Annotated in this window: 19 protein-coding genes and 1 pseudogene; 8 read left to right on the top strand and 12 right to left on the bottom strand. The window is 60.6% G+C overall.

All coding sequences use genetic code 11. The features are described from left to right. Nucleotides 1-30: 30 nt before the first annotated feature. The 7 genes from KGA81_RS06235 to KGA81_RS06205 all read right to left on the bottom strand — a co-directional run bounded on the left by KGA81_RS06235 (nt 31) and on the right by KGA81_RS06205 (nt 7,615). The gene (locus tag KGA81_RS06235) at nt 31-1,044 is read right to left on the bottom strand and encodes an iron ABC transporter substrate-binding protein (protein WP_223545027.1); all 1,014 of its coding nucleotides are present in this window, start codon (nt 1,042-1,044) and stop codon (nt 31-33) included. Between the two features lie 265 nt (nt 1,045-1,309). Next, a complete protein-coding gene (arnT, locus tag KGA81_RS06230) occupies nt 1,310-3,040 on the bottom strand; it encodes a lipid IV(A) 4-amino-4-deoxy-L-arabinosyltransferase (RefSeq protein ID WP_223545026.1) in 1,731 nt (576 codons plus the stop codon). Between the two features lie 151 nt (nt 3,041-3,191). Beyond that, nucleotides 3,192-3,863 carry a histidine phosphatase family protein gene (locus tag KGA81_RS06225; RefSeq protein WP_411736540.1) on the bottom strand — a complete coding sequence of 224 codons (672 nt, stop codon included), beginning with the start codon at nt 3,861-3,863 and terminating at the stop codon, nt 3,192-3,194. Nucleotides 3,864-4,133: 270 nt separating this feature from the next. Further along, on the bottom strand, nt 4,134-4,691 hold the full coding sequence (locus KGA81_RS06220) for a membrane integrity-associated transporter subunit PqiC (protein ID WP_223545025.1): 558 nt from the start codon (nt 4,689-4,691) through the stop codon (nt 4,134-4,136). Nucleotides 4,692-4,708: 17 nt separating this feature from the next. Then, on the bottom strand, nt 4,709-6,385 hold the full coding sequence (locus KGA81_RS06215; protein WP_223545024.1) for an intermembrane transport protein PqiB: 1,677 nt from the start codon (nt 6,383-6,385) through the stop codon (nt 4,709-4,711). Next, the gene (locus KGA81_RS06210; protein WP_223545023.1) at nt 6,366-7,022 is read right to left on the bottom strand and encodes a paraquat-inducible protein A; all 657 of its coding nucleotides are present in this window, start codon (nt 7,020-7,022) and stop codon (nt 6,366-6,368) included. The genes KGA81_RS06215 and KGA81_RS06210 overlap by 20 nt, the downstream gene beginning before the upstream one ends. Then, a complete protein-coding gene (locus tag KGA81_RS06205; protein ID WP_223545022.1) occupies nt 7,019-7,615 on the bottom strand; it encodes a paraquat-inducible protein A in 597 nt (198 codons plus the stop codon). Before KGA81_RS06205 ends, KGA81_RS06210 begins: the two co-directional genes overlap by 4 nt. 373 nt (nt 7,616-7,988) lie before the next feature. On the opposite strand from KGA81_RS06205, the gene KGA81_RS06200 reads away from it, so the two are divergent. Beyond that, nucleotides 7,989-9,641 (top strand): arylsulfatase, encoded by a 1,653-nt coding sequence (locus KGA81_RS06200; RefSeq protein WP_223545021.1) that lies wholly within the window; start codon nt 7,989-7,991, stop codon nt 9,639-9,641. Between the two features lie 178 nt (nt 9,642-9,819). Here KGA81_RS06200 and KGA81_RS06195 read toward each other — a convergent pair whose 3' ends face one another. The 3 genes from KGA81_RS06195 to KGA81_RS06185 form a co-directional block, all read right to left on the bottom strand. Continuing rightward, nucleotides 9,820-11,121, bottom strand: coding sequence for an NAD(P)/FAD-dependent oxidoreductase (locus KGA81_RS06195; protein ID WP_223545020.1), 1,302 nt, complete (start codon nt 11,119-11,121; stop codon nt 9,820-9,822). After that, nucleotides 11,118-12,206 (bottom strand): polyamine ABC transporter substrate-binding protein, encoded by a 1,089-nt coding sequence (locus KGA81_RS06190; protein WP_223545019.1) that lies wholly within the window; start codon nt 12,204-12,206, stop codon nt 11,118-11,120. Before KGA81_RS06190 ends, KGA81_RS06195 begins: the two co-directional genes overlap by 4 nt. 151 nt (nt 12,207-12,357) lie before the next feature. Then, on the bottom strand, nt 12,358-13,716 hold the full coding sequence (locus KGA81_RS06185; protein ID WP_223545018.1) for a glutamine synthetase family protein: 1,359 nt from the start codon (nt 13,714-13,716) through the stop codon (nt 12,358-12,360). Between the two features lie 162 nt (nt 13,717-13,878). Here KGA81_RS06185 and KGA81_RS06180 point away from each other — a divergent pair, with 162 nt between their 5' ends. Beyond that, nucleotides 13,879-14,811 (top strand): helix-turn-helix domain-containing protein, encoded by a 933-nt coding sequence (locus KGA81_RS06180; RefSeq protein WP_223545017.1) that lies wholly within the window; start codon nt 13,879-13,881, stop codon nt 14,809-14,811. On the opposite strand, the gene KGA81_RS06175 is transcribed toward KGA81_RS06180, so the two are convergent. Both KGA81_RS06175 and KGA81_RS06170 read right to left on the bottom strand, forming a co-directional pair. Then, a complete protein-coding gene (locus tag KGA81_RS06175; RefSeq protein ID WP_223545016.1) occupies nt 14,808-15,404 on the bottom strand; it encodes a cupin domain-containing protein in 597 nt (198 codons plus the stop codon). The two genes, KGA81_RS06180 and KGA81_RS06175, sit on opposite strands and share 4 nt — an antisense overlap. A gap of 177 nt (nt 15,405-15,581) precedes the next feature. Further along, the gene (locus tag KGA81_RS06170) at nt 15,582-17,543 is read right to left on the bottom strand and encodes an FAD-dependent oxidoreductase (RefSeq protein WP_223545015.1); all 1,962 of its coding nucleotides are present in this window, start codon (nt 17,541-17,543) and stop codon (nt 15,582-15,584) included. A 103-nt stretch (nt 17,544-17,646) separates the two neighbouring features. Here KGA81_RS06170 and KGA81_RS06165 point away from each other — a divergent pair. The 6 genes and pseudogenes from KGA81_RS06165 to KGA81_RS06140 all read left to right on the top strand — a co-directional run. Next, nucleotides 17,647-17,925, top strand: a pseudogene (locus KGA81_RS06165) (class II aldolase/adducin family protein); the annotation flags it as partial. Nucleotides 17,926-18,171: 246 nt separating this feature from the next. Next, complete coding sequence (locus KGA81_RS06160) at nt 18,172-18,819, top strand: TetR family transcriptional regulator C-terminal domain-containing protein (protein WP_223545014.1); 648 nt, start codon at nt 18,172-18,174, stop codon at nt 18,817-18,819. A 93-nt stretch (nt 18,820-18,912) separates the two neighbouring features. Beyond that, nucleotides 18,913-19,629: a response regulator gene (locus tag KGA81_RS06155; protein WP_223545013.1), complete on the top strand. Its 717-nt coding sequence runs from the start codon at nt 18,913-18,915 to the stop codon at nt 19,627-19,629. A gap of 5 nt (nt 19,630-19,634) precedes the next feature. Beyond that, nucleotides 19,635-20,408 (top strand): substrate-binding periplasmic protein, encoded by a 774-nt coding sequence (locus KGA81_RS06150; protein ID WP_223545012.1) that lies wholly within the window; start codon nt 19,635-19,637, stop codon nt 20,406-20,408. Further along, entirely contained in the window at nt 20,405-22,660 is a 2,256-nt protein-coding gene (locus KGA81_RS06145; protein ID WP_223545011.1) for an ATP-binding protein, read from the top strand. The genes KGA81_RS06150 and KGA81_RS06145 overlap by 4 nt, the downstream gene beginning before the upstream one ends. Before the next feature lie 208 nt (nt 22,661-22,868). Then, the gene (locus KGA81_RS06140; protein WP_223545010.1) at nt 22,869-24,281 is read left to right on the top strand and encodes an amino acid permease; all 1,413 of its coding nucleotides are present in this window, start codon (nt 22,869-22,871) and stop codon (nt 24,279-24,281) included. The last annotated feature ends 141 nt before the right edge of the window (nt 24,282-24,422 follow it).

Here is a 24,422-nt window from a genome sequence, read left to right as displayed (position 1 = left end):
GACCCCCGCAGGCAGGGTTTCAGGTATCAATTAGAGCAGTCCGGCCTGTGTCATCAGCTCCACGGCTTTTTTGCTGTCGAGTTTAGAAGCATCGACAGTCGGCGCGTCGAGTTGCTGCAGAGGCACCAGTTTAGGGTTGGATTCAGCGTTCTTGCCCACGGCGTACTCGAACGACTTGCCGTTTTTCAGGACGGCCTGGCCATCCTTGCCGGTAATGAATTTGAGAAACGCCTGGGCTTGTTCTTTGTGTTGGCTGGAAGCGAGGACGCCGCCGCCGGAGATGCTAACAAAAGCGCCCGGATCTTTGTGCTTGAAATAGTGCAGGGCGGTGTTTTTGCTGTTTTCGCCGGTCTTGGATTGATCCACCAGACTGTAATAGTGGTAGATCACGCCGCTGTCGATCTGCCCGGCATTCACTGCCTTGAGTACCGAGCTGTTGCCGCGGTAGTTGGCGTAGTTGGTTTTCATCCCCTTTAGCCAATCCAGCGTGGCGGCTTCACCCTTTTGTTCCAGGATGGCAGCGACGATGGCCTGGAAGTCAGCACCGCCTGGCGAGGCGGCCCAGCGTCCTTTCCAGCTCGGATCGGCCAGGTCCATGATCGATTTCGGCAGGTCGGTTTCCGGCAGTTTGCTCGGGTTATAGACGAACACCGTGGAGCGCGCGGCGATCCCTACCCATTTGCCGTGGGCCGGGCGGTAGGCGGAATCAACCTGCTCCAGCGTGGCTTTATCGACAGGCGCAAACAGACCGGCGTTGTCGACCAGCACCATGGCCGGGGAGTTTTCGGTCAGGAATACGTCCGCCGGAGAAGCCGCGCCTTCCTGCACGATCTGGTTGCCCATCTCGGTGTCATCGCCGTTACGCAGGGTGACGGGAATACCGGTTTCCTGGGTAAAGCCCTCGACCCAGGCCTTGGTCAGGCCTTCGTGTTGCGCGTTGTACACCACGATACCCACGGAGTCGGCGGCATAGACCTGGCCGGCGCTCAGCAAAGCGGTGGCCAGCAGGGCCTTTTTCAAGAACGAAGGGATGTTGGGAATCATTCTGCGGGCTGCTCCTGGTGCATTTTTTTGAAAGTCATACGCATTTAAGCGCTTGTAAACCAATGCGAATCATTTGCATGACTTGAATTGCAGGGAATGTAGAGATCCAAATGAGAAAATAACGTAAAAATAACCGTAAATACATGTAATTTTCATTCAGATTAGCAGCGCTGCGCCCATTGTGGTTCGACTTGTCGCTTAAACGAGGCAAAAACGAAAAAACCGAGAGGCCGCTTTGGCCACCCGGTTTGTTTGCGTCTACTTGTCAGGGCTGGATTTGCGGGAAGATCAGGACCTGCAGATTGCCGCGCCGATAACGCTGGCCGTCGGTGGGCAGTGCCTCGACCTCCTGAATCTCATCGACGCTGTTGACTCTCATCACCACCCCGACCGAGCCCTTTCTACGCGCCTCGGTCATCCAGTGTCCGACCTCCTGCAGGGACACTTTGCGCGAGGCGGCGGCGGGATCCTGCAGGCCGTATTTCATTTCACCCACGACATTGTAGAGCGCTACTTGCGGTCGTCTGGTCAGCCACGACAAGGCCGAGGCCGCACCCAGGTCGTTGCTCAGCAGCGAGGTGGTCTGGTTCAAACTGTCCAGGTGCTCGGCGATAAACCGGTCGGGCATCTTGCTGTCGACGATCTGGCCCGGCATGGCGGCGGGCAGCAATGCCACCAGCAGCCAGCTGCCGAGGGCCGGCATCGCCCATAACGTCAATGGCCGCAGGATTTGCAGGGCGTTAACGATGATCCAGCCCAGCAGCACGATAAACGCCAGGGACAGGCTGAACATCTCGGTGTTCTCGAAAATCTCCTTGCTCAGTTGCAGGTACAGCAAAGCAATCAGGGCCGTCGTGGCAATGACGACGTTGAGCCATCCATTGACGCGAATCGTCCGTACCCGTTTTTGCTCCAGCAGGCCCGTCAACGCATGCCCCATCAGCAGCGCCAGCGGCAACAGGCACGGCATGATGTAGGTCGGCAGCTTGCCGCTGCTCATGCTGAAAATCGCCAATGGCAACAACAACCAGAGCAGGAGAAAACCGCCGACAGGCTTACGCTTGTCATTCCAGGCCTGGATGAGCGTTGTCGGCAACAACACAGCCCAGGGCAGGGCGGAAACGACCAGCATCGGCAGGTAGAACCACCACGCGCGGGCGTGTTGCGCATTGTCGGCGGCGAAGCGGCGTACGTGCTCGTTCCAGAAGAAGAAATTCCAGAAGTCCGGTTCCTGATGATGGATGGCCAATGCCCAGGGCAAGCAGACTGCCGCGGCGACCACAACAGCCAGTGGCCCGTAACGCAACAGTTCGCCCAGGCGACGTTGCCAGAGCATGTAGGGCAGGGTGATCACCGCTGGCAGCAGCCAGGCCAGAAAGCCCTTGGTCATGAAGCCCATGCCGCAGGCGATGCCCAGCAGCGCCCAGAATCCCATGCGGGCGCGAGTGCTGCGACTGTCGATGGCAAACCACAGGGAAACCAGGCTCAGGTTGACCCACAGGGTGAACTGCGGATCGAGGTTGGCGTACCCGGCCTGACCGGCAATCAGCCCGAAGCTCATGTAGAGCAGCGCGCAGGCGAAGCTTTTGCGTGGATCGCCCCAGAACCGGCGGGCAATCAGGTAGATCAGCCACACGCTCAGCCCGGTACTCAACGCTGAGGCGATGCGCACCCCGAACAGGTTGTCACCGAACACCGCCTGGCCGATGGCAATCATCCAGTACCCGGCAATCGGTTTTTCGAAATAGCGCAGGCCCATCAAATGCGGCGAGATCCAGTTCCCGTCCTGCAGCATTTCCTGGCTGATCTGGGCGTAACGGGTTTCGTCGGGAATCCACAGGCTGTGGCTCATCAGCGGCAGCAAGTAGAACACGATGAACGCCGATAACAACGCCAATAGCATCCAGCGCTCGCTACGCTCGATGGTCGGCGCGGGTGGGGCGTGCAGGCGCAAAGAATGGCCAGCAAGATCTGGCAGTGGCTGATTTGACGTCATGTCTTGACCCTGGCACTGAGACTGGTGAGAGAGAAAACCGGAATGATATTGAACGGCAAGAAGTTCAATCACACTTCTCGCCGTTCTGTTCAGGTTCCATTCAGTCCGGCTTGAAGCAACTCATTGCCAAAGCTCTCGGTCCGTAATGATTTCAGTTCTTTTCTTCTAACAGAGTGTTCCAGTCTTCAGCATTCACAATGCCGAGCACTTTCAATTGCCCATGACCATCGATGTGGACAAACAGCGCGCTGGCGTACTCGGCGTCCTTCGCCGAATGCTTGAAGCCGGTCTGCTTTTCAAAATCAGCGATGCAACCGCTGTGGGTCATCAGCACCAGGTTACGGTGCGCCACCTTGTGCGCCACGACATCGTTACGCAGGGTTGTGCCGCAGGTTGCCAGCCACTCCTGGGTTCGTGGGTCGCTGTTGAACATGTAATGCGCGGTCTGCACGGTGCGTGTCACCGGGCTGGTGAGGATGTCGGCTTGCGTCAAACCCAGGCGTGCAAGGCCTTGCCCGACACCGGCGGCCGCTTCACTGCCGACGCGGGTAATGCCGTCAGTCGGGCCCAGGCAGGGATTGCTGGAACGGTCGCACCGCTCGGCATGACGAAGCAGCACCGCGATCTCGCCGGCACTCCATAGTTGCAGCAATTGGGCCCGGGCTTGCGCGCCCTCATGGGCCAGGTTGGCCGGTGATTTCGGCCACAGGACAAAGCAGGTGGCTAGCACGGCGAGGGTCAGCGCCCCCATGGTCACGACCTTTTTAGACAGGCACGAAGACGGTTTACGCGAGACAGAGTTGCCCAAGTTTTTTTCACCCATTGAAGCGCCACGGAAGTGCTGTTGAACAAAACCTGAAACAGCACCTGAGTTCAGCGAATTATTTGCGGCCCACGTTAAATGTGCACAGGTGTCGGAACGGTGAACGGAATGTGAAAAAAATGCAGCGGGAATTCCGACGAGCAATCAGGTAGTGACTGGGAATGGTTATCTGTTGCTCTAATGTGGGGGTGACAGCGGGAAACAGAAGGGACATGAGGAATCGGATTAACGACGAACTTGCCGCCGTTAATCCGCACGGAGCAAACCCGTTCAGGGCGAAGGGCAGTTCACCTGTGGTCTGACGGCAGCCTGGCTGATTAGCGCGGCCAGGCGTTTGACGTTGTTTTGCTGGGCAAGCACCAGGTCATCGATGTTCGCGCCTGACGGCGTTTGCAGGGTGCTGCGGCAAGTAACCCGTGCCGTGTCACCGGTGCCTGTACCGCGCAGGCGCCATTCCACGTCCATCAACGCGTATTGACCGGGAACCGAGTCAAAACGCTGCACATCGACCCGCACTGAATATTTGCCCTTTGCGGGACTGTTACTCAATTGATCCGCCAGCGCACTGCGCAATTCGTCCACGAGCGTCGCGCCCCACCATTGGTATTCCAGGATTGCCAGGCCACTGTTGCCCTCGCGAATGACGATCTGCGCTCGATCGACCTGGGGCGGCACGCTGATCGTCTCGATCTGAATCGCCCCGACGCTGGTCCTTGAGTAATCGCCCGCCTGGGCCGGGGTCAGGGTGTGGAATTGAATCGGGTCGCTGCGGCAAGCGGCGAGCAGCAACATCGCGGTGACCAGTGTGAGCTTCAGCGGAAAAGCCATGGGTGTTGCTCCTGTGTTCAATTGCGCGGTGGCCCTTGCAGATCCACGGGGGCGGCATTGTTCGGACGGCCGCGAAGCAGCGAATCCGGATGCCGCCCCAGGTAATCCGAAAGGTCACGCAAGGATCTTGACGTGCGCGCCAGTTCATCCAGCGTCTGCCCCAGTTTTTCCCGTTGCGGCGAGTCCTCGGCCAAGGTCGAACCGGCGGATTGCAAGGTCGAATTGGCCGTTATCAGGGTCTTGCTGACGTCCGCCAGGGTGGTCTGCACGCCCGGCAGGATCTTGCCGTTGAATTGCATCATGCCTTTGCGCAGTTCGACGAGATTGCCGTCGAGATTGCCGGCAATACGCTCGATCGGCAGTTTGTTGATCTTGTCGACCATGGATTCGAGTTTTTCCTGCAATTGCTCGAGGCTGCCGGGAAGGGTCGGAATCATGACCGGGCGGGCCGCTGTATCGAAGGCGACTTTGTCAGCCTTGGGGTAGAAGTCCAGGGAGATGTACAACTGGCCTGTCAGGAAGTTGCCAGTGCGGGCCTGGGCACGCAGGCCGTTTTCGATAAAGGTGCCAATCAGACGCACACTCCCGGCTTCGTCATTGGGATCATGATTGAGCGCCTTGAGCATTTTGAGGTGGGCCTGGCCCAGGCGTTGCGGGTAAATCACGATGCCGACATTGACCGGAAAGGAGCGTGTTTTCTCGTCGTAATCCAGATTGACCGCCACCACCTTGCCGATGTCCACGCCGAGGAATTCCACCGGTGCATCGACTTTGAGCCCTCGCATTGCCTGATCGAAACGCATGGCCAGGTACTGCGGTTTGCCGTTTGGCGGGGCGAGGGCGGTTTGCTGGTCTTCGAACAGTTCGTAGGCGTACTCGGCAGCCGCAGGCTTATCGTCAGGGCTGTAGTCGGGCGCGCGGAAGGCAATGCCGCCCACCAGCAAGGAAGACAACGATTCGGTCTTGACCGCAAAACCGTTGGCGCCGACGTTCACGTCAATGCCGCTGGCGTTCCAGAAACGGGTGTTTTCAGTGACGTACTTGTCATTGGGGGCATGAATGAACAGCTCGATGTTCACGCCCTTGCCATCCGGGTCCAGCGCGTAGGCCACCACCTGACCCACCGGGATCTTGCGGTAGTAGACCGGAGAGCCGATATCCAGCGACCCCAGGTCTTGGGTGAACAGGGTGAAACGCTTGCCCGGCTCGCCGTAGGTGATGGGCGGCGGGTTCTCCAGCCCCATGAAGTGTTTTGCCCGGCCGTTGGCCTGGCCGATATCGGCACCGATGTAATCGCCCGACAGCAGCGTATCGATGCCGGACACACCGCCAGCGCCAATGCGCGGCCGCACGACCCAGAACTGCGAGTCTTCGCGGGTAAAGCTTTCGGCCTGCTTTTCCAGTTTGATGGTGGCGTTGACGCTCTTCTGGTCAGCGCTCAATTCCACATCCGAGACATGGCCAATCACGACATTGCGGTATTTGACCTCGGTTTTATTGGCGGTCAGGCCGTCCCCGGTCTTGAACGTGACAACGATGGTCGGGCCTTGCTGCAAAATGCTGTGAACCACCAGCGAAATACCCACCAGCACCGCGACGATCGGTACGATCCAGACCAGCGAAACGCTGAAACGGCTGGTCTTGATCGGTGCCGGCCCGGGGGCTTGCGGCCCGTCAGTGGCTTGTGACTTCATCCGTGACCTCCTCATTGTGTGGGTTTTCCCGTTCTTTATCCCAGATCATGCGTGGATCGAAACTCATGGCCGACAGCATGGTGAACACCACCACCAGACCAAAAAACAGAATGCCCGGGCGTGGTTCGATGTCGGCCAGGGCCTGGAATTTCACCAGCGAGGCCACCAGGGCGACCACGATCACATCAAGCATCGACCAGTAACCGATGACCTCGACGAAGCGGTACAGCGTCGACCGCTCTTTACGTGCCCACTCGCTATCGCGTTGCACGGTGACCAGCAACAGCGTGATGGCGACGAACTTGATGCCCGGCACCGCGATACTGGCAATGAAAATGATCAGGGCGATGTCCCAGGCTCCAGCTTCCCAGAACTCCAGCACGCCGCTCATGATCGTGCTGTCGGCGCCATGGCCGACCATTTTGGTGTTCATTACCGGCAGCAGATTGGCGGGGATGTAAAACACCAGGGCGGCGATCATGTAGGCCCAGGTCCGGGTCAAGGCATTGGTCTTGCGTCGATGCAAAGGCGCGCCGCAGCGTTCGCATTCGTGAGGTTCGCCCGTCATGTCGCAGGCGAGTCCGCAGGTGTGACACAGGCACAGGTTGAGTTCGTCGGCGTACGGAGGCGTGTTCATACGATGTCCCATAGTTCGCGGATATCGCGCCCGGCGATGCGGATCATCATCAGGCTCAGCGCCGCCAGGGCGAACAGCCCTATGCCGGGCAACACATCGAGCAGACCGGCGAGCTTGATCACCGCGACCATGGCGCCCAGCAGGCAGACTTCGAGCATGCTCCAGGGCCTCAGGGTTTCCAGCCAGCGCATGCAGAATTTGAATCCGGGCGAGCGTTGCCGGGCGAGGGCGAAGCCCAGCACCCAGATCAGCAGCAACAGCTGGAAAACCGGCGCGAGGACCATGGCGATTGCCGCCACCATGGCGATGAACGTGATAGGCCCCAGGCTCAGGGCCAGCACTGAGTCCCAGAGCGTTGCACTGTTCTTCACGCCTTTGAGGCTGATGCTCATCACCGGATAGAAATTGGCGAATATCCAGAGCATCAACGCCGTGAAGGTCAAGGCAAGACGCTGCTCCACCGTGAGACCGTTATAGCGCTGAAGTACGCCGCCACAGCGCGTACACAGGGTTTTCTGATGCTTGGCGAGCGTGACTTTCTGGTAAACGCTGTCGCAGTGCTCGCAGATGATCAGTTGATCAGTAGATGCCATGGGGCAAGCTCGACAGAAGGCAGGAAGTTCAGAGCACCCCCTCAATATAGAAGTGACTTGCGATTGAGCAAATCGAAAGTCGCAACCTTAACACTATCCGCCGCCTGGGGATGACTCGGCCCAAGGTATTTCATGGGGAGACAAGCGACGAACGATTTTTGATTCTTTTGCCGGCAATGCGCGTTTTGATAATAACCGTACTAGGCTGGATCGGGTGCCTTGAGTAGCAACAGGCTTTTCATTTTTTTGGCAGTTGAACGCTTGGAACTAATCAGAGGGCATGGTTTTGGGGTAACTCACCAGGGTCCGGCCACGGATTGCTTGAAAACAAGTAGCCGGCCACAAGGATCCGTCCCGATAATGGAAGGTCGCCATGAAAAGACTCTCGCATCGCTCAAGGTTCTACATTGCAGGTTCATTACTGATAGCGCTTAACGGTATGGCCCAGGCAGCACAAACAGAAAAACCCAACATCCTGTTCATCGTGTCCGACGACACCGGTTACGGTGATCTGGGGCCCTATGGCGGCGGTGTCGGCCGCGGCATGCCGACCCCCAGCATCGATGAACTGGCCGCTGAAGGCACAACCTTTTATTCGTTCTACGCGCAACCGAGCTGCACGCCAGGGCGAGCCGCCATGCAGACCGGGCGCATTCCCAATCGCAGCGGCATGACCACCGTGGCCTTCCAGGGCCAGGGCGGCGGTTTGCCAGCCGCTGAGTGGACGCTGGCCTCGGTGCTCAAGACGGGTGGCTACGAGACCTACTTCACGGGCAAGTGGCACCTGGGTGAAGCCGACTACGCGTTGCCCAATGCCCAGGGCTATGACGTGATGAAATACGTCGGCCTTTATCACCTCAATGCCTACACCTACGCCGATCCGACATGGTTCCCCGACATGGACCCGGAAACCCGGGCGATGTTTGCCAAAGTGACCAAAGGTGCACTCTCGGGCAAGGCCGGAGAAAAGGCCGTCGAAGAGTTCAAGATCAATGGCCAGTATGTTGATACTCCAGTGATCGATGGCAAACCCGGTGTAGTCGGAATTCCCTACTTCGACGGTTATGTGGAAAAGGCCGCGCTGGAATTCCTCGATACCGCCGCCAAATCCGACAAGCCGTTCTTCATCAACGTCAACTTCATGAAAGTGCACCAGCCGAACCTGCCGGCACCGGAGTTCGTTCACAAGTCGATTTCCAAGTCCAAGTACGCCGACTCGGTGGTCGAGCTGGATACGCGCATCGGCCACATCATGGACAAACTCAAGGCATTGGGCCTGGATAAGAACACGCTGGTGGTTTACACCACCGACAACGGCGCCTGGCAGGACGTTTACCCGGATGCCGGCTATACGCCTTTCCGTGGCACCAAGGGCACCGTGCGCGAGGGCGGCAACCGGGTTCCTGCGATCATGACCTGGCCCGGAAAAATCAAGCCGAACGCCAAGAACCACGACATTCTCGGCGGCCTCGATTTGATGGCGACCTTCGCCTCGGTGGCCGGCATCAAGTTGCCGGAAAAGGACCGCGAAGGTCAGCCGATCTATTTCGACAGCTACGACATGACCCCGGTGATCACCGGCACTGGCCCCGACCCACGTAAAGAGTGGTTCTACTTCACCGAAAACGAGTTGTCACCGGGGGCGGCCCGCGTAGGCAATTACAAGGCTGTGTTCAACCTGCGTGGCGACAATGGTGCGCTGACCGGCGGCCTCGCCGTGGACACCAACCTGGGCTGGAAAGGGGAGTCGAAGTACGTGGCGGTCGTACCGCAAGTCTTTGACTTGCTGCAAGATCCACAGGAGCGCTACGACATCTTCATGAGTAACGTCACCGAGCGCACCTGGACCATGGTGCCGATCAGTCAGGCGATCAACAAGCTGATGCAGACCTACATCAAATACCCGCCACGCAAGCTGCAAAGCATGGGCTACGACGGGCCGATCGAGTTGTCCAAGTACCAGAAATTCCAGTCGATACGGGAAGAATTGCAGAAGGAGGGCGTCGCTATCCCGATGCCAAACTAGCCCTGCAACGGCACAATGCCGTTCAGTCAAGGAAATTGTAGGAGCGAGCTCGCTCGCGATGGTCGTTAACGATAACGCGTATTTACTGGCTAAACGCGGCGTTCTTGAGTCCATCGCGAGCAAGCTCGCTCCTACAGAGGGCCGCATTGCCTGCAGCAGCGGTCAGTGCTTTACCCGGTCAACCCAGCACTTCCCGCAACCGATACCAGAACATGCCAAGGGCCAGCAACGGTGAACGCAGGGCGCGTCCGCCGGGGAAGGTCATGTGCGGCACGGCGCTGAACACGTCGAAGCCTTTGCTGTGGCCGGCATGGATCGCTTCGCCCAACAATTTTGCGCACCAGTGGGTCACGTTCAGGCCATGGCCGGAGTAGCCCTGGGCGTAAAACACGTTCGGGTGCTGGCTCAAGCGCCCGACCTGGGGGAAGCGGTTGGCCGAGATGCCGATCTTGCCGCCCCACTGAAAGTCGATGCGCGCCTTGGCCAGTTGCGGGAACACCTTGAGCATCTGCGGGCGCATGTAGGCGCTGATGTCCGAAGGATCACGCCCGGAATAATGGCACGCCCCTCCGAACAGCAAACGCCGGTCAGCAGAGAGCCGGTAGTAATCCAGCCCGACTTTCTGATCGCACAACGCGAGGTTGTGCGGGATCAGTTTCGCCGCGGCCTCTTCCGACAACGGTTCGGTGGCGATGATGTAGCTGCCCGCCGGGAGCACCTTGCCGCTGAGCTTCGGTTCGAGCTCTTCGAGATGCGCGTTACAAGCCAGCACCAACGTGCCGGCGCGCACTGTGCCAGCGGCGCAACGGACCTGTACCGTGCTGCCATGGATCAATTCCAGCACCGGGCTCTGCTCGAAGATCTGCACGCCAAGGGACTCGGCAACCTTCGCTTCACCGAGCGCCAGGTTCAGCGGATGCAAATGTCCCGAGCCCATATCGACCAGGCCCCCGGCATACACGCCGGAGTTCACCACCTGTTCACGGATATGCTCGGGCGCGACCAGTCGGGTTTCAAAGGCGTAGCCGGACTCGATCAGCTCTGCCTGCTCGGCCTTGAGCGCCTTGAACTGGGCCGGGGTATTGGCCAGTTCGCAAAAGCCCCAGCGCAGGTCGCAATCGATGTTGTGTTGGCGGATGCGATTGGCCACGACCTGCACCGATTCGGTCCCGGCGTGTTCCAGGTATTGCACGCCATCGGCGCCGATGTGCCTGGCGAAACCGCTGACGTCATGACCGATGCCTCGAATCAACTGGCCGCCGTTGCGCCCGCTGGCGCCCCAGCCAATCCGTCGGGCCTCCAGCAGGACCACCGAGAGCCCGCGCTGGGCCAGTTCGATGGCGGTGTTGATGCCGGTGAAACCCGCGCCGACCACGCAGACGTCGGCCTCAAGGTCCGAGGTCAGCGCGGGGCGCTGCCGCATGCCCCTGGCGGAAGCCGCGTACCAGGAGAGGGTGTGTTCCTTGGTGTACTGATTCATTTGTTGGACTTCACTTTGCTCCACGAGCGGGTCATCAGGCGCATGATCGACTGCGGCGGCGTGGTGGAGATGTAGAGTTTGTCGAGGACTTCCTGGGACGGATAAACCTCGGGATTGCTGACCAGTTCAGGGTCCATGTACTGCTTGGCGGCCGGGTTCGGGTTGGCATAACCGACCGACCCGCTGACCTTGGCAATCACTTGCGGGTCCAGCAGGTAGTTGATGAAGGCGTGGGCTTCTTTCGGATTGCTGGCGTCGGCGGGGGTGGCCAGCAAGTCGAACCACAGGTTGGCGCCTTCCTTGGGAATGGCGTAGGCGATGTTCACGCCGTTCTTGGCTTCCCTGGCGCGGTTGGCGGCCTGGAACACGTCGCCCGAGTAACCGAAGGCCACGCAGATATCGCCGTTGGCCAGGTCCGAGACGTACTTGGAGGAGTGGAAGTAGGTGATGTAAGGGCGGATCTGCAGCAGCTTGGCTTCGGCCTTTTTGAAGTCTTCGGGGTTTTCGCTGCGCGGGTCCATGCCCATGTAGTTGAGCATCGCGGGGAACACTTCGTCTGCCGAGTCCATCATCGACACGCCGCAGGCGCTGAGCTTCTTGATGTTTTCAGGTTCGAACAGCACGGCCCAGGAGTCGATCTTGTCGATGCCCAGCACAGCCTTGACCTTGTCGACGTTATAGCCGATGCCGTTGGTGCCCCACAGATATGGCACCGAATGTTCGTTGCCCGGATCGTTTTTCTCCAGCAGCGCCAGCAGTTTCGGGTCGAGATTCTTGAAGTTCGGCAGTTGCTCGCGATCGAGCTTGAGGAACGCGCCGGCTTTTACCTGGCGGGCGAGAAAGTGGTTGGACGGCACCACCACGTCATACCCGGTACGACCGGCAAGCAGCTTGCCTTCCAGGGTTTCGTTGGAATCGAATACGTCGTAGATCACCTTGATCCCGGTTTTCGCCTGGAAGTCGACGAGGGTGGTTTCGCCGATGTAGTCGGTCCAGTTGTAGACACTGACCTGGGGCTGAGCCTGGGCAACGGCGCTGCACAGAACCGCCAGCGCGGCCGGGACCATGGATTTCAATAGACGCATATCGACACCTCTTGGAGTTATTGGATTTTTCAGGTGATTCTTTGGTGGTCTATCGGCCCTCATCGCGAGCAAGCTCGCTCCCACATTTGAAATGCGTTGCCCTGTGGGAGCGAGCTTGCTCGCGATGAGGCCGTTACAGACAGCGAAGATCTCAGACGCTGAGCATCAGGAACTCACGCTCCCACGAACTGATCACCCGTTTGAAGTTCTCGTGCTCGGCGCGTTTGACCGCGACATAGCCGCGCACGAACTTGCTGCCCAGGTAGCGGTCGATGGTGTCGCATTCTTCCATCTGGGTCAGGGCGTCCTCGATGGTGATCGGCAGGCGCAGGTTGCGACGCTCATAGGCGCGGCCCTCTACCGCGGCACTCGGTTCGATGCGCTCGACCATGCCCAGGTAACCGCACAGCAGGCTGGCGGCGATGGCCAGGTAAGGGTTGGCGTCAGCGCCCGGCAGACGGTTCTCGACACGCATCGCGTCGGGGCTCGAGGTCGGCACGCGCAGGCCGACGGTGCGGTTTTCTTCGCCCCATTCGACGTTGACCGGTGCAGAGGTGTCCGGCAGGAAGCGGCGGAACGAGTTGACGTTCGGCGCGAACATCGGCAGCACTTTCGGGATGTACTTCTGCAGGCCGCCAATGTGGTGCAGGAACAGCTCGCTCATATTGCCATCGGCATCGGCAAAGATCGGCTGGCCGGTGGCAATGTCCACCACGCTCTGGTGAAGGTGCATGGCGCTGCCCGGCTCGTCGCCGACCGGCTTGGCCATGAAGGTTGCCGCCACGTTGTGCTTGAGCGCCGCCTCACGCATGGTGCGCTTGAACACGGTGATCTGGTCGGCCAGGTCCAGTGCGTTGCCATGACGGAAGTTGATTTCCATCTGTGCCGGACCGTCTTCGTGGATCAGCGTATCGAGGTCCAGACCTTGCAGCTCGCACCAGTCGTAGACGTCTTCGAACAGCGGGTCGAATTCGTTGGCCGCATCGATGGAGAACGACTGGCGCCCGCTTTCGGCCCGGCCAGAACGGCCCATCGGCGCCTTGAGCGGCAAGTCCGGGTCTTCACAGCGCTGGGTCAGGTAGAACTCCATTTCCGGTGCCACAATCGGCCGCCAGCCCTTGTCGGTGTACAACTGCAGGACTTTTTTCAACACGTTGCGCGGCGACAGTTCGATCGGGTTGCCGAACTTGTCGAAGGTGTCGTGGATCACGATGGCGGTCGGCTCGATGGCCCACGGCACCACATAAACGGCGTCCGCATCCGGCTTGCAGACCATGTCGATGTCGGCCGGGTCGAGCAGGTCGTAGTAGATGTCGTCGTCGACAAAGTCCCCGGTTACCGTTTGCAACAGCACACTTTCCGGCAGGCGCATGCCTCGCTCATGCAGGAACTTGTTGGTGGGTGCGATTTTGCCGCGTGCAATGCCGGTCAGGTCGCTGACGACGCACTCGACTTCGGTAATCTTGTGATCTTTCAGCCAAGTGAACAGCTGATCGAAAGGGACATTCATAAAGACCTCGTTATTGGTTTTATTAACGCCAGGAGAGGCCGGTTTCATCCGCCGGACACTTCCCCTGTAGCGCGTTGACGTCTATCTTGGGCGAGCCTTGCGGTTCCATCTATCCACTTTAAGCAGCACAAAGCGCACCAAAAGAGTGCGTAAGGTCGCCCCATGACAGGTTCCAGTTCCTTCCAGGTCCAAGCTTTCAACACCGCCGATGTCGCCGAGCAAATCCGCGCCACGCCGGGTTGGGTGCAGCAATACCAGCAGATGTCGCCGGGGCATTTCGCGGGTCTGGTGCGCTATCTGGATCTGCAGGGCGTGGAGATTTACGAAGAGTCGATGAACACCCGGGTCGAGCAGAACTTCAGCGCGCCCCAGGGTTCGTTGTCGTTCTGTTTCGATCGCGGCGACAATGCGCTGTACGTGCTCAATGGCGAAAGCCGCAACATCTGGATCACCCCGGAGAACTACCAGGAAATCGCCGTGGTGTTCGGCCCGGAGTTCGTAAAGCGTCATAGTCTGGATGTCGCCCGGCTCGAAGGGCTGTTCATGGCGCCGCTCAATTCCCGGCAGAGCGCGCTGTTCTGCCGCTGGCTCAGCGGGACCTTGACGCGGCTGTCGCAGACTTTCGATCCACCGAGCCGCGAAGCGCTGACCCAGCAACTGCTGGAAGACTGCCTGTTCATTCTCGACAACGCCTGTGTCGGCCTCGACCAAGGGGCCTTGCAGCGTCGGGCCGGGGAGCGGTCGATTATGAAGCGGGTAGGGGAATGGGCGGCGGACACCCCGGAAGAACACCTCAACCTGCTGGAGTTGTCCCAGGTCGCGGGGGTTTCGCTGCGCCAGTTGCAGCATGCGTTCAAGACCTACACCGGCATGTCGCCGACCCAATGGCTGCGCCTGCGTCGCCTGAACAGCGCCCGGCGTGAACTGCTCAGTTGCACGCCGGCACAGACCACCGTGGCCGAGGTGGCGATGCACTGGTCGTTCTGGCACCTGGGGCGGTTTTCCAGCAGCTACCGTGCGCTGTTCCAGGAGCTGCCGAGCGACACGCTCAAGCGTGCGAGTGTCGCGCAGCCAACCGGACGCGGCCGGCGTTAAAACGTCGGCGGCGTAATCACCCAGATCACCACCGCATCCACCTCACCGGGGTTGCCATAGCGATGCGGCTCCTGGCTGGAAAAGCTGAAGCTGTCGCCTTCATTGAGCTGGAAATGGCGCTCGCCGACCCACAGCTCAAAACTGCCGGACAGCAGGTAACCGGCTTCTTCACCATCGTGGCTGTAGCTTTGCTGGCTGTAGGTACCGGGCGGGAAACGCGAGTGGAGCATTTCCAGCTGGCGGTTGGCTTGCGGGGTCAGCAACTGGTCGACGATGCCGTCTTCGTAATGCACGTTCAGGCGGCTGTTCTTGCGCACCACCACACCATCGTCTTCGGGCGCGGTGACCGCTTCACTGGCGAAGAACCACTGGATGGTGACACCGAGGCTGCGGGCAATGTTGAACAGCGCCGGGATCGACGGGTAGGCCAGGTTGCGCTCCAGCTGGCTGATGTAGCCGGCGGTGAGTTCGCTCTGTTGCGCCAGTTCCGCCAGGGTCATGCCCCGGCGCTTGCGCAGGCCGCGAATGCGCGTGCCGAGGAAATGCGGTTCGGCGCTGCCTGATGCGGGCTGGGTCTTGCTGTTGTTGCTCATGAAAGGTTCCGAACCGGGAAGGGAAGCGACCTACGGCCCCCTGTAGGAGCTGGCTTGCCAGCGATGGAAGCAAAGACGCCGCGTTTATCCAGTGAGCACGCGTTATCGTTGACGACCATCGCAGGCAAGCCAGCTCCTACAAAGTGCTGTGGCGAAAGCCCCGGAGTATAAACAGCCTTAAAGCTCCCACGCGACTTTCAGGCCTTCATAAATCGCTTCTTCGGCGGTGCGCGGCGCCAGGCAGTCGCCGATCCGGCGTAACTCCACCAGCCCTTGCAGTTCAGCACCCAGGGTATCCACCGGTTGATGGCCCTGGCACAGCACCAGCGTGTCGATGTTTTCCATCAGCATCGGCTCACCGCTGGCGGTGTGCTGCAGGTACACCGTGTTGTCATCGCAGCCATACAGCCGCGCGTACGGCGTGATCGGCACGCCCAGCTTATGCAGCTCGCCGGCCAGTTGATCGCGCACGTACAGCGGCAGGTTTTCCCCGCAATGGGTGCCGTTGACCGCCAGTTGCACCTGGTGCCCGGCGCGCACCAGACGTTCGGCGATGCCAGGACCGATCCAGTCGCAACGCCAGTCGACCACCACCACCGAACGGCCGATCCGTACTTCATCGCGCAGCACTTGCCAGGCGTCCACCACCTGCAATTCACCACCGCGCTCGAAGGGCGGCCAATACGGCTCGGCACCGGTAGCGACGATCACCACATCCGGTTTTTCCTGCTCCACCAGTGCCCGGTCGACTCGTGTATTGCGCACCACACGCACGCCGGCCAGCTCCATTTCCCGTTGCAGGTTGGTGCTCGCTCCACCGAACTCGCTGCGCCGAGGCAACAATTGTGCGAGCAACACCTGGCCGCCGAGTTGCGAGCTGGCTTCGTACAGGGTCACTTCATGCCCACGTTGCGCAGCCACGGCGGCAGCCTTCATCCCGGCCGGACCACCGCCGGCAATCATGATGCGTTTGCGATGGATCGTCGGTTTACGTTCACCAAAAATCAATTCGCGCCCGGTTTCCGGGTGCTGGATGCAGGAAATCGGCAAGCCCTTGTGGAAGTGACCGATGCAGGCCTGGTTGCAGGCAATGCACGCCCGCACGTCTTCGACGCGGCCGGTGTCGGTCTTGTTGGGCATTTGTGGATCGCAGATCAGCGCCCGGGTCATGCCACAGACATCGGCCTGGCCGCGAGCCAGAATAAGCTCGGCTTCCTGGGGCTGGTTGATGCGTCCGGTGACGAAAAGCGGAATGTTCAGACTGGCCTTGAACGTCCCGGCTTCTTTAGCCAGGTACGCCGCTTCGATCGCCATGGGCGGCACGATATGCACCGCGCCGCCCAGGGACGCCGAGGTGCCGGCGACGATGTGCACATAATCGAGCTGCGTTTGCAGCGACTGCACGGCAGCCAGGGATTCGTCTTCGGTCAGGCCCTCCGGGTCGCGCTCGTCGGCAGAGATGCGCAGGCCGACGATGAACTGCTCGTCGGTCGCCGCGCGCACAGCGTTGATGATTTCGCGCAGAAAACGCAAACGCTGTTCCAGCTCGCCGTTGTAGCCATCGGTACGCCGGTTGACCCGCGGATTGATGAACTGCGCCGGCAGGTAACCGTGGCTGGCCACGACCTCGACGCCATCGATCCCGGCCTGATGCAGGCGGCGGGCGGCAGCGGCGTAACCGGCGACGATTTCGTCGATCATGGCCTGGTCCAGCGCGCGGGGCATCACCCGGAAGCGTTCGTTGGGCACCGACGAGGCGGAGTAGGCCACCGCCAGCAGGCCATCGCTGGACTCCATGATTTCCCGCCCCGGATGGAATACCTGGGACAACACCAGGGTGCCGTGGGCATGGCAGGTTTGCGCCAGTTGGCGGTAGCCCTCGATGCATGCATCGTCGGTGGCCATCAGCACGTGGGAGGTGTAGCGCGCACTGTCATGCACCCCGGCCACTTGCAGCACGATCAGCCCGGCACCGCCTTCGGCACGCGCCCGGTGATAGGCGATCAATTGCTCATTGACCAGGTTGTCGGTGGGCATCGAGGTGTCGTGACCGCTGGACATGATGCGGTTTTTCAGGCGCTTGCCACGGATCTCCAGGGGTTCGAACAGGTGCGCAAAGGCGGATGTCGAGGTCGGCATGGTGCGGGTACTCCAGGCAGGCGGAAGCCGAAAGACCGGGTTTTCGGCGCTGTTATTATTTTTCTATAAATATTTACCTTGAGTAAAAAATCAACTTATATTTTTACTTGGCCATGGATTGCTGGCCGTTGGTGAGACCGTGAGCCAGGCGTTCCTGCGCATGTACTACCTGGAAAAAGCCTGTGAAATTCAGTTGGCCGCGCAAGCCGCCGGGGAAGTCGTGCTGCCGTCGCACGAGGTCTGCGCGCACACCGAACGGCAGTTCAATGATCCGGGGCGAGCGTTGGAGGAGGGGGAGCTCAGTGATCCGGATGCCATGCAACTGGCCTGGGCGGCGTTGTTGCGAATGCTGGATCGAGTGGCGCCGGGGTATCGGGACTGATCTGAGACCTCGGCTGTCTGGGCTGACGTCATCGCGAGCAAGCTCGCTCCCACAGTGGTTTGTGGGTGTACGCAAAACCCGCGAGCAACTGAGATCCTGTGGGAGCGTGGCTTGCCCGCGATGGGAGCGCCACGGTCCATCTGGCTTACACTCGACTGGAGACTTGGCCCGCTCTTGCTGTACAGTCGTTCAGCCCGCCGCTTACCCGCGCGGGCCTCAACGATTGAACCAAGGAGCGTGTCGCCGATGAATCAGGAAGCCCGTTTTTCCCGCATGGAACCGGAGTTGCGCAAAGCCAACCTGATCGAGGCGACGCTGGTGTGCCTCAAGCGTCATGGTTTCCAGGGCGCGTCGATCCGCAAGATTTGCGCCGAGGCCGGTGTCTCGGTGGGGCTGATCAGTCATCACTATTCCGGCAAGGACGAACTGGTGGCCGAAGCCTACCTGGCGATCACCGGGCGGGTCATGACCCTGCTGCGCGACGCCATGGAGCAAGCCGCGCCGAATGCCCGGGAGCGCTTGTCGGCGTTTTTCCGCGGGTCGTTTTCCGCCGAGCTGCTCGATCCGCAACTGATCGATGCCTGGCTGGCGTTCTGGGGCGCGGTGAAAACCGCCGAGGCCATCAACCAGGTCCACGATCATTCCTATGGCGAGTATCGTGGCATCCTGCGCAAAGTGTTGGCGGAACTGGCCCGGGAGGAGGGCTGGGAAAACTTCGACGCCGACCTCGCGGCTATCAGCCTCAGTGCCTTGCTCGACGGCTTGTGGCTGGAGTTCGGGCTGAACTCGGGTACCTTCACGCCGCAGCAGGGCATCCAGATTTGCGAGGCCTGGGTCGACGGGTTACAGGCCGGCGGACGCCAGCGTTTTTGCATACAGACGAACGACTGTTGATCAGTCGTTCAGTACTGGATACTCTCTGGCGCCGATGCAGAAATACACTCCAATAAGAAACTGGCCCCCAGGGCCTATGCCGGACACCAAGCGATGACTCCTCGGGTATTGATCGTCGATGACGATCCGCTGATTCGCGATCTGTTGCACGCCTACCTGTCCCAGGAAGGCTACGACGTTCATTGCGCCGCCACGGCGGAACTGGCGGAAACCTTCCTGGCCAGCCAGAGCGTCGACCTGGTGATGCTCGACATCCGCCTGCCGGGCAAGGACGGCTTGACCTTGACCCGCGAGCTGCGGGTGCGTTCAGAGGTCGGGATCATCCTGATCACCGGGCGCAACGACGAAATCGATCGCATCGTCGGCCTCGAATGCGGCGCCGATGACTACGTGATCAAACCCCTCAATCCAAGGGAGCTGGTGTCCCGGGCGAAAAACCTGATTCGCCGGGTCCGGCATGCGCAAACTCCGGCACCTGCCGTCGCGGTGGCCAAGCCGGTCAAGCAGTTCGCCGATTGGTCACTGGACACCGACCGCCGTCGCCTGATCGATGCGTCCGGCAGCGAAACCCTGCTGACCCACGGCGAATACCAGTTGCTCAGCGTGTTCCTGCGCAACAGCGGCCACACCCTCAGCCGCGACCAGTTGATGGACCAGATCCGCAACCGCGAATGGGTGCCCAACGACCGCTCCATCGACGTGCTGGTCGGGCGCTTGCGCCGCAAGTTGCACGACGACCCGGCCGAACCGCAGTTGATCATCACCATCCATGGCGCCGGTTACCTGTTCACCGCTGGCGTGGCGGCCTGAAGCTGATGGCGCGATGGCTTTGCCTGCTGGCGATGCTGGTGGCCTGCCATGCCGTCGCGGCGGACAAGGTTCGCTATTGCGATTACCCGGTTTACCCGCCGATCTCCTGGAGTGACGGCAAGCAGGTGCGCGGCCTGGCGCCGAACGTGGTGAAAAACCTGTTTGGCCAGTTGGGTTACGAGGTCGAGATGGTCGTGCTGGGCAACTGGAAACGCTGTCTGCTGGACGCCGCCGAAGGCCGGGTCGATGTGGTGCTGGCCTACAGCACTGCGCAACGGGAGCAAAGCATGCTGTTCTCGACGGTGCCGGTATTGCGTGAAGAAGTGGCGTTGTTCATCAACCGCCAACACCCGGTGACATTCGAACGACTGGAAGACCTGGCTCGTTACCGTGGCGGCCTGTTGTTCGGCGAGAGCTACGGTGTGGCGTTCGATCGCATGGTTGCGCACAACAACAATATCGAATGGGTTTCCGACAGCCGCCAGAACTTCGGCAAGCTGATTCGCGGGCGCATCGATTTCATCACCCAGGAGCGACGCACCGGCCAGCTGTACGTGGAGAACCTGCCCGGCGGCCAGGACATCGTCGCTTTGCCCAAGGCCTTGAGTGTGGATTATCTGCGGGTTGCCGTGTCACGGCGCTCGCCCTTGGCCGAGCGCATGCCCGAGATCAACGCGCAATTGCAGCGCATGGTCGATGCCGGTGACATCGAGCGCTGGCTCAACGAAAGCGAAGTGACCTACCGCGACATGATCAACCTGCCGGCGGATGCGCAATGATTCGCGCCCGTCCCGGTGGATTGTTACGGCGCCTGTTGCTGTTCATTCTATTGTTCAGCCTGTGCTTCACCGTGTTGGCCAGCAGCGTGCAACTGTACATCGAGTATCGGCGGGAAATGCGCGATATCGATTCGCGCATGGAGCTGATCCGCGCCGGCTACCTGGCCAGCCTGGAACGCAGCCTCTGGGATTTGAACCAGGAACAGTTGAACGTGCAGTTGCGCGGGCTGGTGGACTTCTCCGACGTCGCGCGGGTGCACTTGACCAGCGCCGATTTCGACCTGGTACAAGGCAATCCGACCCCGGCGGGACCACTGCGTATCGAGCGCTTTGCCCTGGACTATCAACCGCCGTCCGGCCCGTTGCGCAACCTTGGCGAACTTGAAGTCAGTACCGATCTGGGGGCGGTGTACCAACGACTCTACGCCACCGGTTTGACCAGCCTGTTGTGGATGGCGGTGTTCCTCTGCGGTCTGGCCGTTGCCTTGTCGGGCCTGTTTTATCGACTGGTGAGCCGGCACCTGAAAGTCATGGCCGAGTTCGCCCGGCGCATCGCCGTCGGTGAATGGCAGGAACCCCTGCACTTGGACAAGCGCCGCGGCAGCGACGAAATCGACACCGTGGCCCATGCGCTGGACGACATGCGCCGGGCGATCCTGCGGGACATCGAGCGCCGTGAAACCGATCGCCTGGCCTTGCAGGACAACCGCGATGAATTGCTGAAAATGGTCGAGCGTCGTACCGCCAGCCTGATGCGCGCCAAAGACGAGGCGGAAGCGGCCAACCTGGCCAAGTCGCGGTTTCTGGCGACCATGAGCCACGAACTGCGCACGCCCCTCAATGGCATCCTCGGCATGGCCGAATTGCTGCGTGGCGCGCGTCTGGATGCCCAGGATGGCAAGCGTCTGGATGCGTTGCACAAGGCCGGCGAAGGCTTGCTGACGATCCTCAACGAAGTGCTGTATTTCGCCAAACTGGAGGAGGGCGTCAGCCATCCCGAGCCGGTGGATTTCTCGCTGCGCCAGTTGCTCGATGAGGTACTGACACTGCTGGAACCGCGAGCGCTGAACAACGATACGATCCTCAGTTGCCGCATCGATCAGCGCATTGCCGAGCATCACCACGGCGCCGAGCAGTTCCTGCGCCAGGTGCTGAGCAACCTGCTGGCCAACGCAATCAAGTTCACCGAAGGCGGCGAAGTCAGCGTCGAGGTGGCGCTTCTCGGCGAAACCGGCGAACAGACCGGGAAGCGCCTGCGGGTCAGTGTCACGGACGACGGCATTGGCATTGCCCCTTTGATGCAGGCGAAGATTTTCGAGCGTTTCACCCAGGCCAGCGAGGAAGTCGCGCAACGTTTTGGTGGCACCGGGTTGGGGTTGGCGATCTGCAAGCATCTGGTGGAGCAGATGGGCGGCTGTATCGGCGTGGACAGTGAAGAGGGACGCGGCAGTCGTTTCTGGTTCGAGCTGTCCTTGCAGCCGGCCAGCGGCGTGGCAGAGGCCCCGCGGGTTCGCGCGGCGGGGCCGGCACTGAACATCCTGGTGGTCGAAGACGTGGCGCTCAACCGCGAAGTGGTCAAGGGCTTGCTGCAACGGGACGGCCACCGGGTATGGCTGGCCGAAGAGGCAGAGCAGGCGCTGCAATATTGCGCGGCGCAGGTGTTCGACCTGATGCTGCTGGACGTGCATCTGCCGGGCATCAGCGGAGTCGAGTTATGCCGGCAGATCCGCAACAGCGATGGGCCGAATCGCCACACCCGCATCTTCGCCCTGACCGCCAGCGTGCAGCCGGCGCTGGTGCGCGGGTATCTGGAGGCCGGCATGGACGGTGTCCTGGCCAAGCCCTTGAAGCTTGCAAACCTGCGCCAGGTGCTGGAAGGGCATGCGCCTGTGGCCGAGTCGCCGCCGAGCGATGAGGCAATGGACTGGCCGCTGTTGCAGACCCATCGCAGCCTGCTCGGCGAGCAAAAGGTCCAGGGCCTGCTGTCGGTGCTGCGTGACTCGATCCTGCAACACCGCGATGCGCTGCATGAAGCCATGGCCGACGACGACTGCACAGAGGTCGCGCAACTGGCTCACCGCCTGGCCGGTAGTTGTGACTCACTGGGTTTTCGTGCGTTGGCCGCCACGTTAAGGACGCTGGAGACCTTGGCGCTGGCAAACGATGAATCGGCGATTCAGCGCCAGAGCCCCGCACTCGATGAGCAATTGCAGCGCTCGCTCGATACCCTCACAGGCTTGTTGCAGAGCTGACGTACAAGTTTGTTACGACTTTGTACAACTTCGATCTTTACGGTCAACGCGAACTTACATGGCTTTCCAATAATCGACGCAACCGCCACAGCGCGGTCTTCGAAGCTTATTGGAGACAATAATAATGAATTGCCGTAAAGCTGATCCCTCCCTGCGCCGTGACGTCCTGTCGCGCGCTGCTCACCTCAACGATTGCTGAGGTGCCGACATGAACGAAAACACTGACCGTAAAGGCATACAGCTGACCCGCGCCCTGAAGAGCCGGCACATATTCATGCTGTCCCTGGGCGGCGTCATCGGCACCGGGCTGTTCATGGGCTCCGGTGTGACCATCAATCAGGGCGGCCCGGTGGGGGCGATCCTGGCTTACCTGGTCGCGGGTTTCCTGATGTACCTGGTGATGGTCTGCCTGGGTGAACTGTCGGTGCAGATGCCGGTGTCCGGTTCGTTCCAGACCCACGCCACCAAGTACATCGGCCCGGCCACCGGGTTCATGATCGGCTGGGTGTACTGGATGAGCTGGGCCACCACCGTGGGCCTGGAGTTCACCGCCGCCGGCATGCTGATGACCCGCTGGTTCCCGGCGGTGCCGATCTGGTACTGGTCGGCGCTGTTCGTGGTGGTGCTGTTCGGCATCAATGCCATGGCCACCCGGGCTTTCGGTGAGGCGGAATACTGGTTCTCGGGGATCAAGGTCGCGGCGATTCTCGGTTTCATCGTGGTTGGCGTGCTGGTGATCTTCGGCGTGATGCCCCTGAGCAGCGGCGCACCGGCACCGATGGCGACCAACCTGATTGGCGATTCGTTGTTCCCCAACGGCCTGTCGGCGGTGTTCGCGGTGATGATGACCGTGGTCTACGCGTTCCAGGGTTGCGAGATCATGGGCGTGGCCGCCGGTGAAACCGATCAGCCGGAAAAAAGCATTCCCCGGGCCGTGCGCAACGTGGTGTTCCGCGTGCTGATCTTCTACGTGCTGGCGATCATCGTGCTGTCGGCCATCGTGCCGTGGCAGCAGGCGGGCCTGATGGAAAGCCCGTTCGTGCAGGTGTTCGACATGGTCGGCATTCCCTACGCCGCCGACCTGATGAACTTCGTGATCCTCACCGCGATCCTGTCGGTGGGCAACTCCGGCCTGTATGCCTCGACGCGCATCCTGTGGGCGATGTCGAAAACCGGCATGGCGCCGAAAAGCCTGTCGCCATTGAGCAAGCGTGGCGTGCCGCTGCGCGCCTTGAGCATCACCCTGTGCTTCGCGCTGGTGTCGCTGATGACCAGCTTCGTCGCCGCCGACACCTTGTTCATGGTGCTGATGGCGGTGAGCGGCATGTCCGGCACCGTGACCTGGATCGTCATCGCGCTGGCGCAGTACAAGTTCCGCAAGGCGTACTTGCGTGACGGCGGCAAACTCAGCGACCTGAAATACCGCGCACCATGGTTCCCGGTATTGCCGCTGATGTGCATCACGTTGTGCTGCTCGCTGTTCGTATTCCTGGCCCTGGATGAAACCCAGCGTTCGTCGCTGTATTGGGGCTTTGGCTTCATTGCGCTGTGCTATGGCGCCTACTTCCTGATCCATCGCAAGCGTCAGGGCGCGTTGGCGCCGAGCTTGCCGACTGTGTAATTCCTTCTATCCAGCACATTCCCTTGTAGGAGCTGGCTTGCCAGCGAAGAGGCCGGCAGTTCCAGCATTGATGTCGGCTGGCCTACCGCCTTCGCCGGCAAGCCGGCTCCTACAGGGACGTGCCTGTGGGAGCGAGCTTGC

Origin of the sequence: Pseudomonas sp. A-B-19 (assembly GCF_019947515.1) — a bacterium.
GTDB lineage: Bacteria > Pseudomonadota > Gammaproteobacteria > Pseudomonadales > Pseudomonadaceae > Aquipseudomonas.
This window is presented reverse-complemented; position numbering and strand designations above follow the sequence as displayed.

Excerpts from the sequence above, each read along its gene's own strand:
- KGA81_RS06150 (WP_223545012.1), top strand. The coding sequence starts at position 19,635 with ATGGCGCGATGGCTTTGCCTGCTGGCGATGCTGGTGGCCTGCCATGCC.
- KGA81_RS06220 (WP_223545025.1), bottom strand. The coding sequence starts at position 4,691 with ATGGCTTTTCCGCTGAAGCTCACACTGGTCACCGCGATGTTGCTGCTC.
- KGA81_RS06155 (WP_223545013.1), top strand. The coding sequence starts at position 18,913 with ATGACTCCTCGGGTATTGATCGTCGATGACGATCCGCTGATTCGCGAT.
- KGA81_RS06200 (WP_223545021.1), top strand. The coding sequence starts at position 7,989 with ATGAAAAGACTCTCGCATCGCTCAAGGTTCTACATTGCAGGTTCATTA.
- KGA81_RS06210 (WP_223545023.1), bottom strand. The coding sequence starts at position 7,022 with ATGAACACGCCTCCGTACGCCGACGAACTCAACCTGTGCCTGTGTCAC.
- KGA81_RS06170 (WP_223545015.1), bottom strand. The coding sequence starts at position 17,543 with ATGCCGACCTCGACATCCGCCTTTGCGCACCTGTTCGAACCCCTGGAG.
- KGA81_RS06140 (WP_223545010.1), top strand. The coding sequence starts at position 22,869 with ATGAACGAAAACACTGACCGTAAAGGCATACAGCTGACCCGCGCCCTG.
- KGA81_RS06160 (WP_223545014.1), top strand. The coding sequence starts at position 18,172 with ATGAATCAGGAAGCCCGTTTTTCCCGCATGGAACCGGAGTTGCGCAAA.
- arnT (WP_223545026.1), bottom strand. The coding sequence starts at position 3,040 with ATGACGTCAAATCAGCCACTGCCAGATCTTGCTGGCCATTCTTTGCGC.
- KGA81_RS06175 (WP_223545016.1), bottom strand. The coding sequence starts at position 15,404 with ATGAGCAACAACAGCAAGACCCAGCCCGCATCAGGCAGCGCCGAACCG.
- KGA81_RS06190 (WP_223545019.1), bottom strand. The coding sequence starts at position 12,206 with ATGCGTCTATTGAAATCCATGGTCCCGGCCGCGCTGGCGGTTCTGTGC.
- KGA81_RS06205 (WP_223545022.1), bottom strand. The coding sequence starts at position 7,615 with ATGGCATCTACTGATCAACTGATCATCTGCGAGCACTGCGACAGCGTT.
- KGA81_RS06145 (WP_223545011.1), top strand. The coding sequence starts at position 20,405 with ATGATTCGCGCCCGTCCCGGTGGATTGTTACGGCGCCTGTTGCTGTTC.
- KGA81_RS06235 (WP_223545027.1), bottom strand. The coding sequence starts at position 1,044 with ATGATTCCCAACATCCCTTCGTTCTTGAAAAAGGCCCTGCTGGCCACC.
- KGA81_RS06225 (WP_411736540.1), bottom strand. The coding sequence starts at position 3,863 with ATGGGTGAAAAAAACTTGGGCAACTCTGTCTCGCGTAAACCGTCTTCG.
- KGA81_RS06195 (WP_223545020.1), bottom strand. The coding sequence starts at position 11,121 with ATGAATCAGTACACCAAGGAACACACCCTCTCCTGGTACGCGGCTTCC.
- KGA81_RS06215 (WP_223545024.1), bottom strand. The coding sequence starts at position 6,385 with ATGAAGTCACAAGCCACTGACGGGCCGCAAGCCCCCGGGCCGGCACCG.
- KGA81_RS06185 (WP_223545018.1), bottom strand. The coding sequence starts at position 13,716 with ATGAATGTCCCTTTCGATCAGCTGTTCACTTGGCTGAAAGATCACAAG.
- KGA81_RS06180 (WP_223545017.1), top strand. The coding sequence starts at position 13,879 with ATGACAGGTTCCAGTTCCTTCCAGGTCCAAGCTTTCAACACCGCCGAT.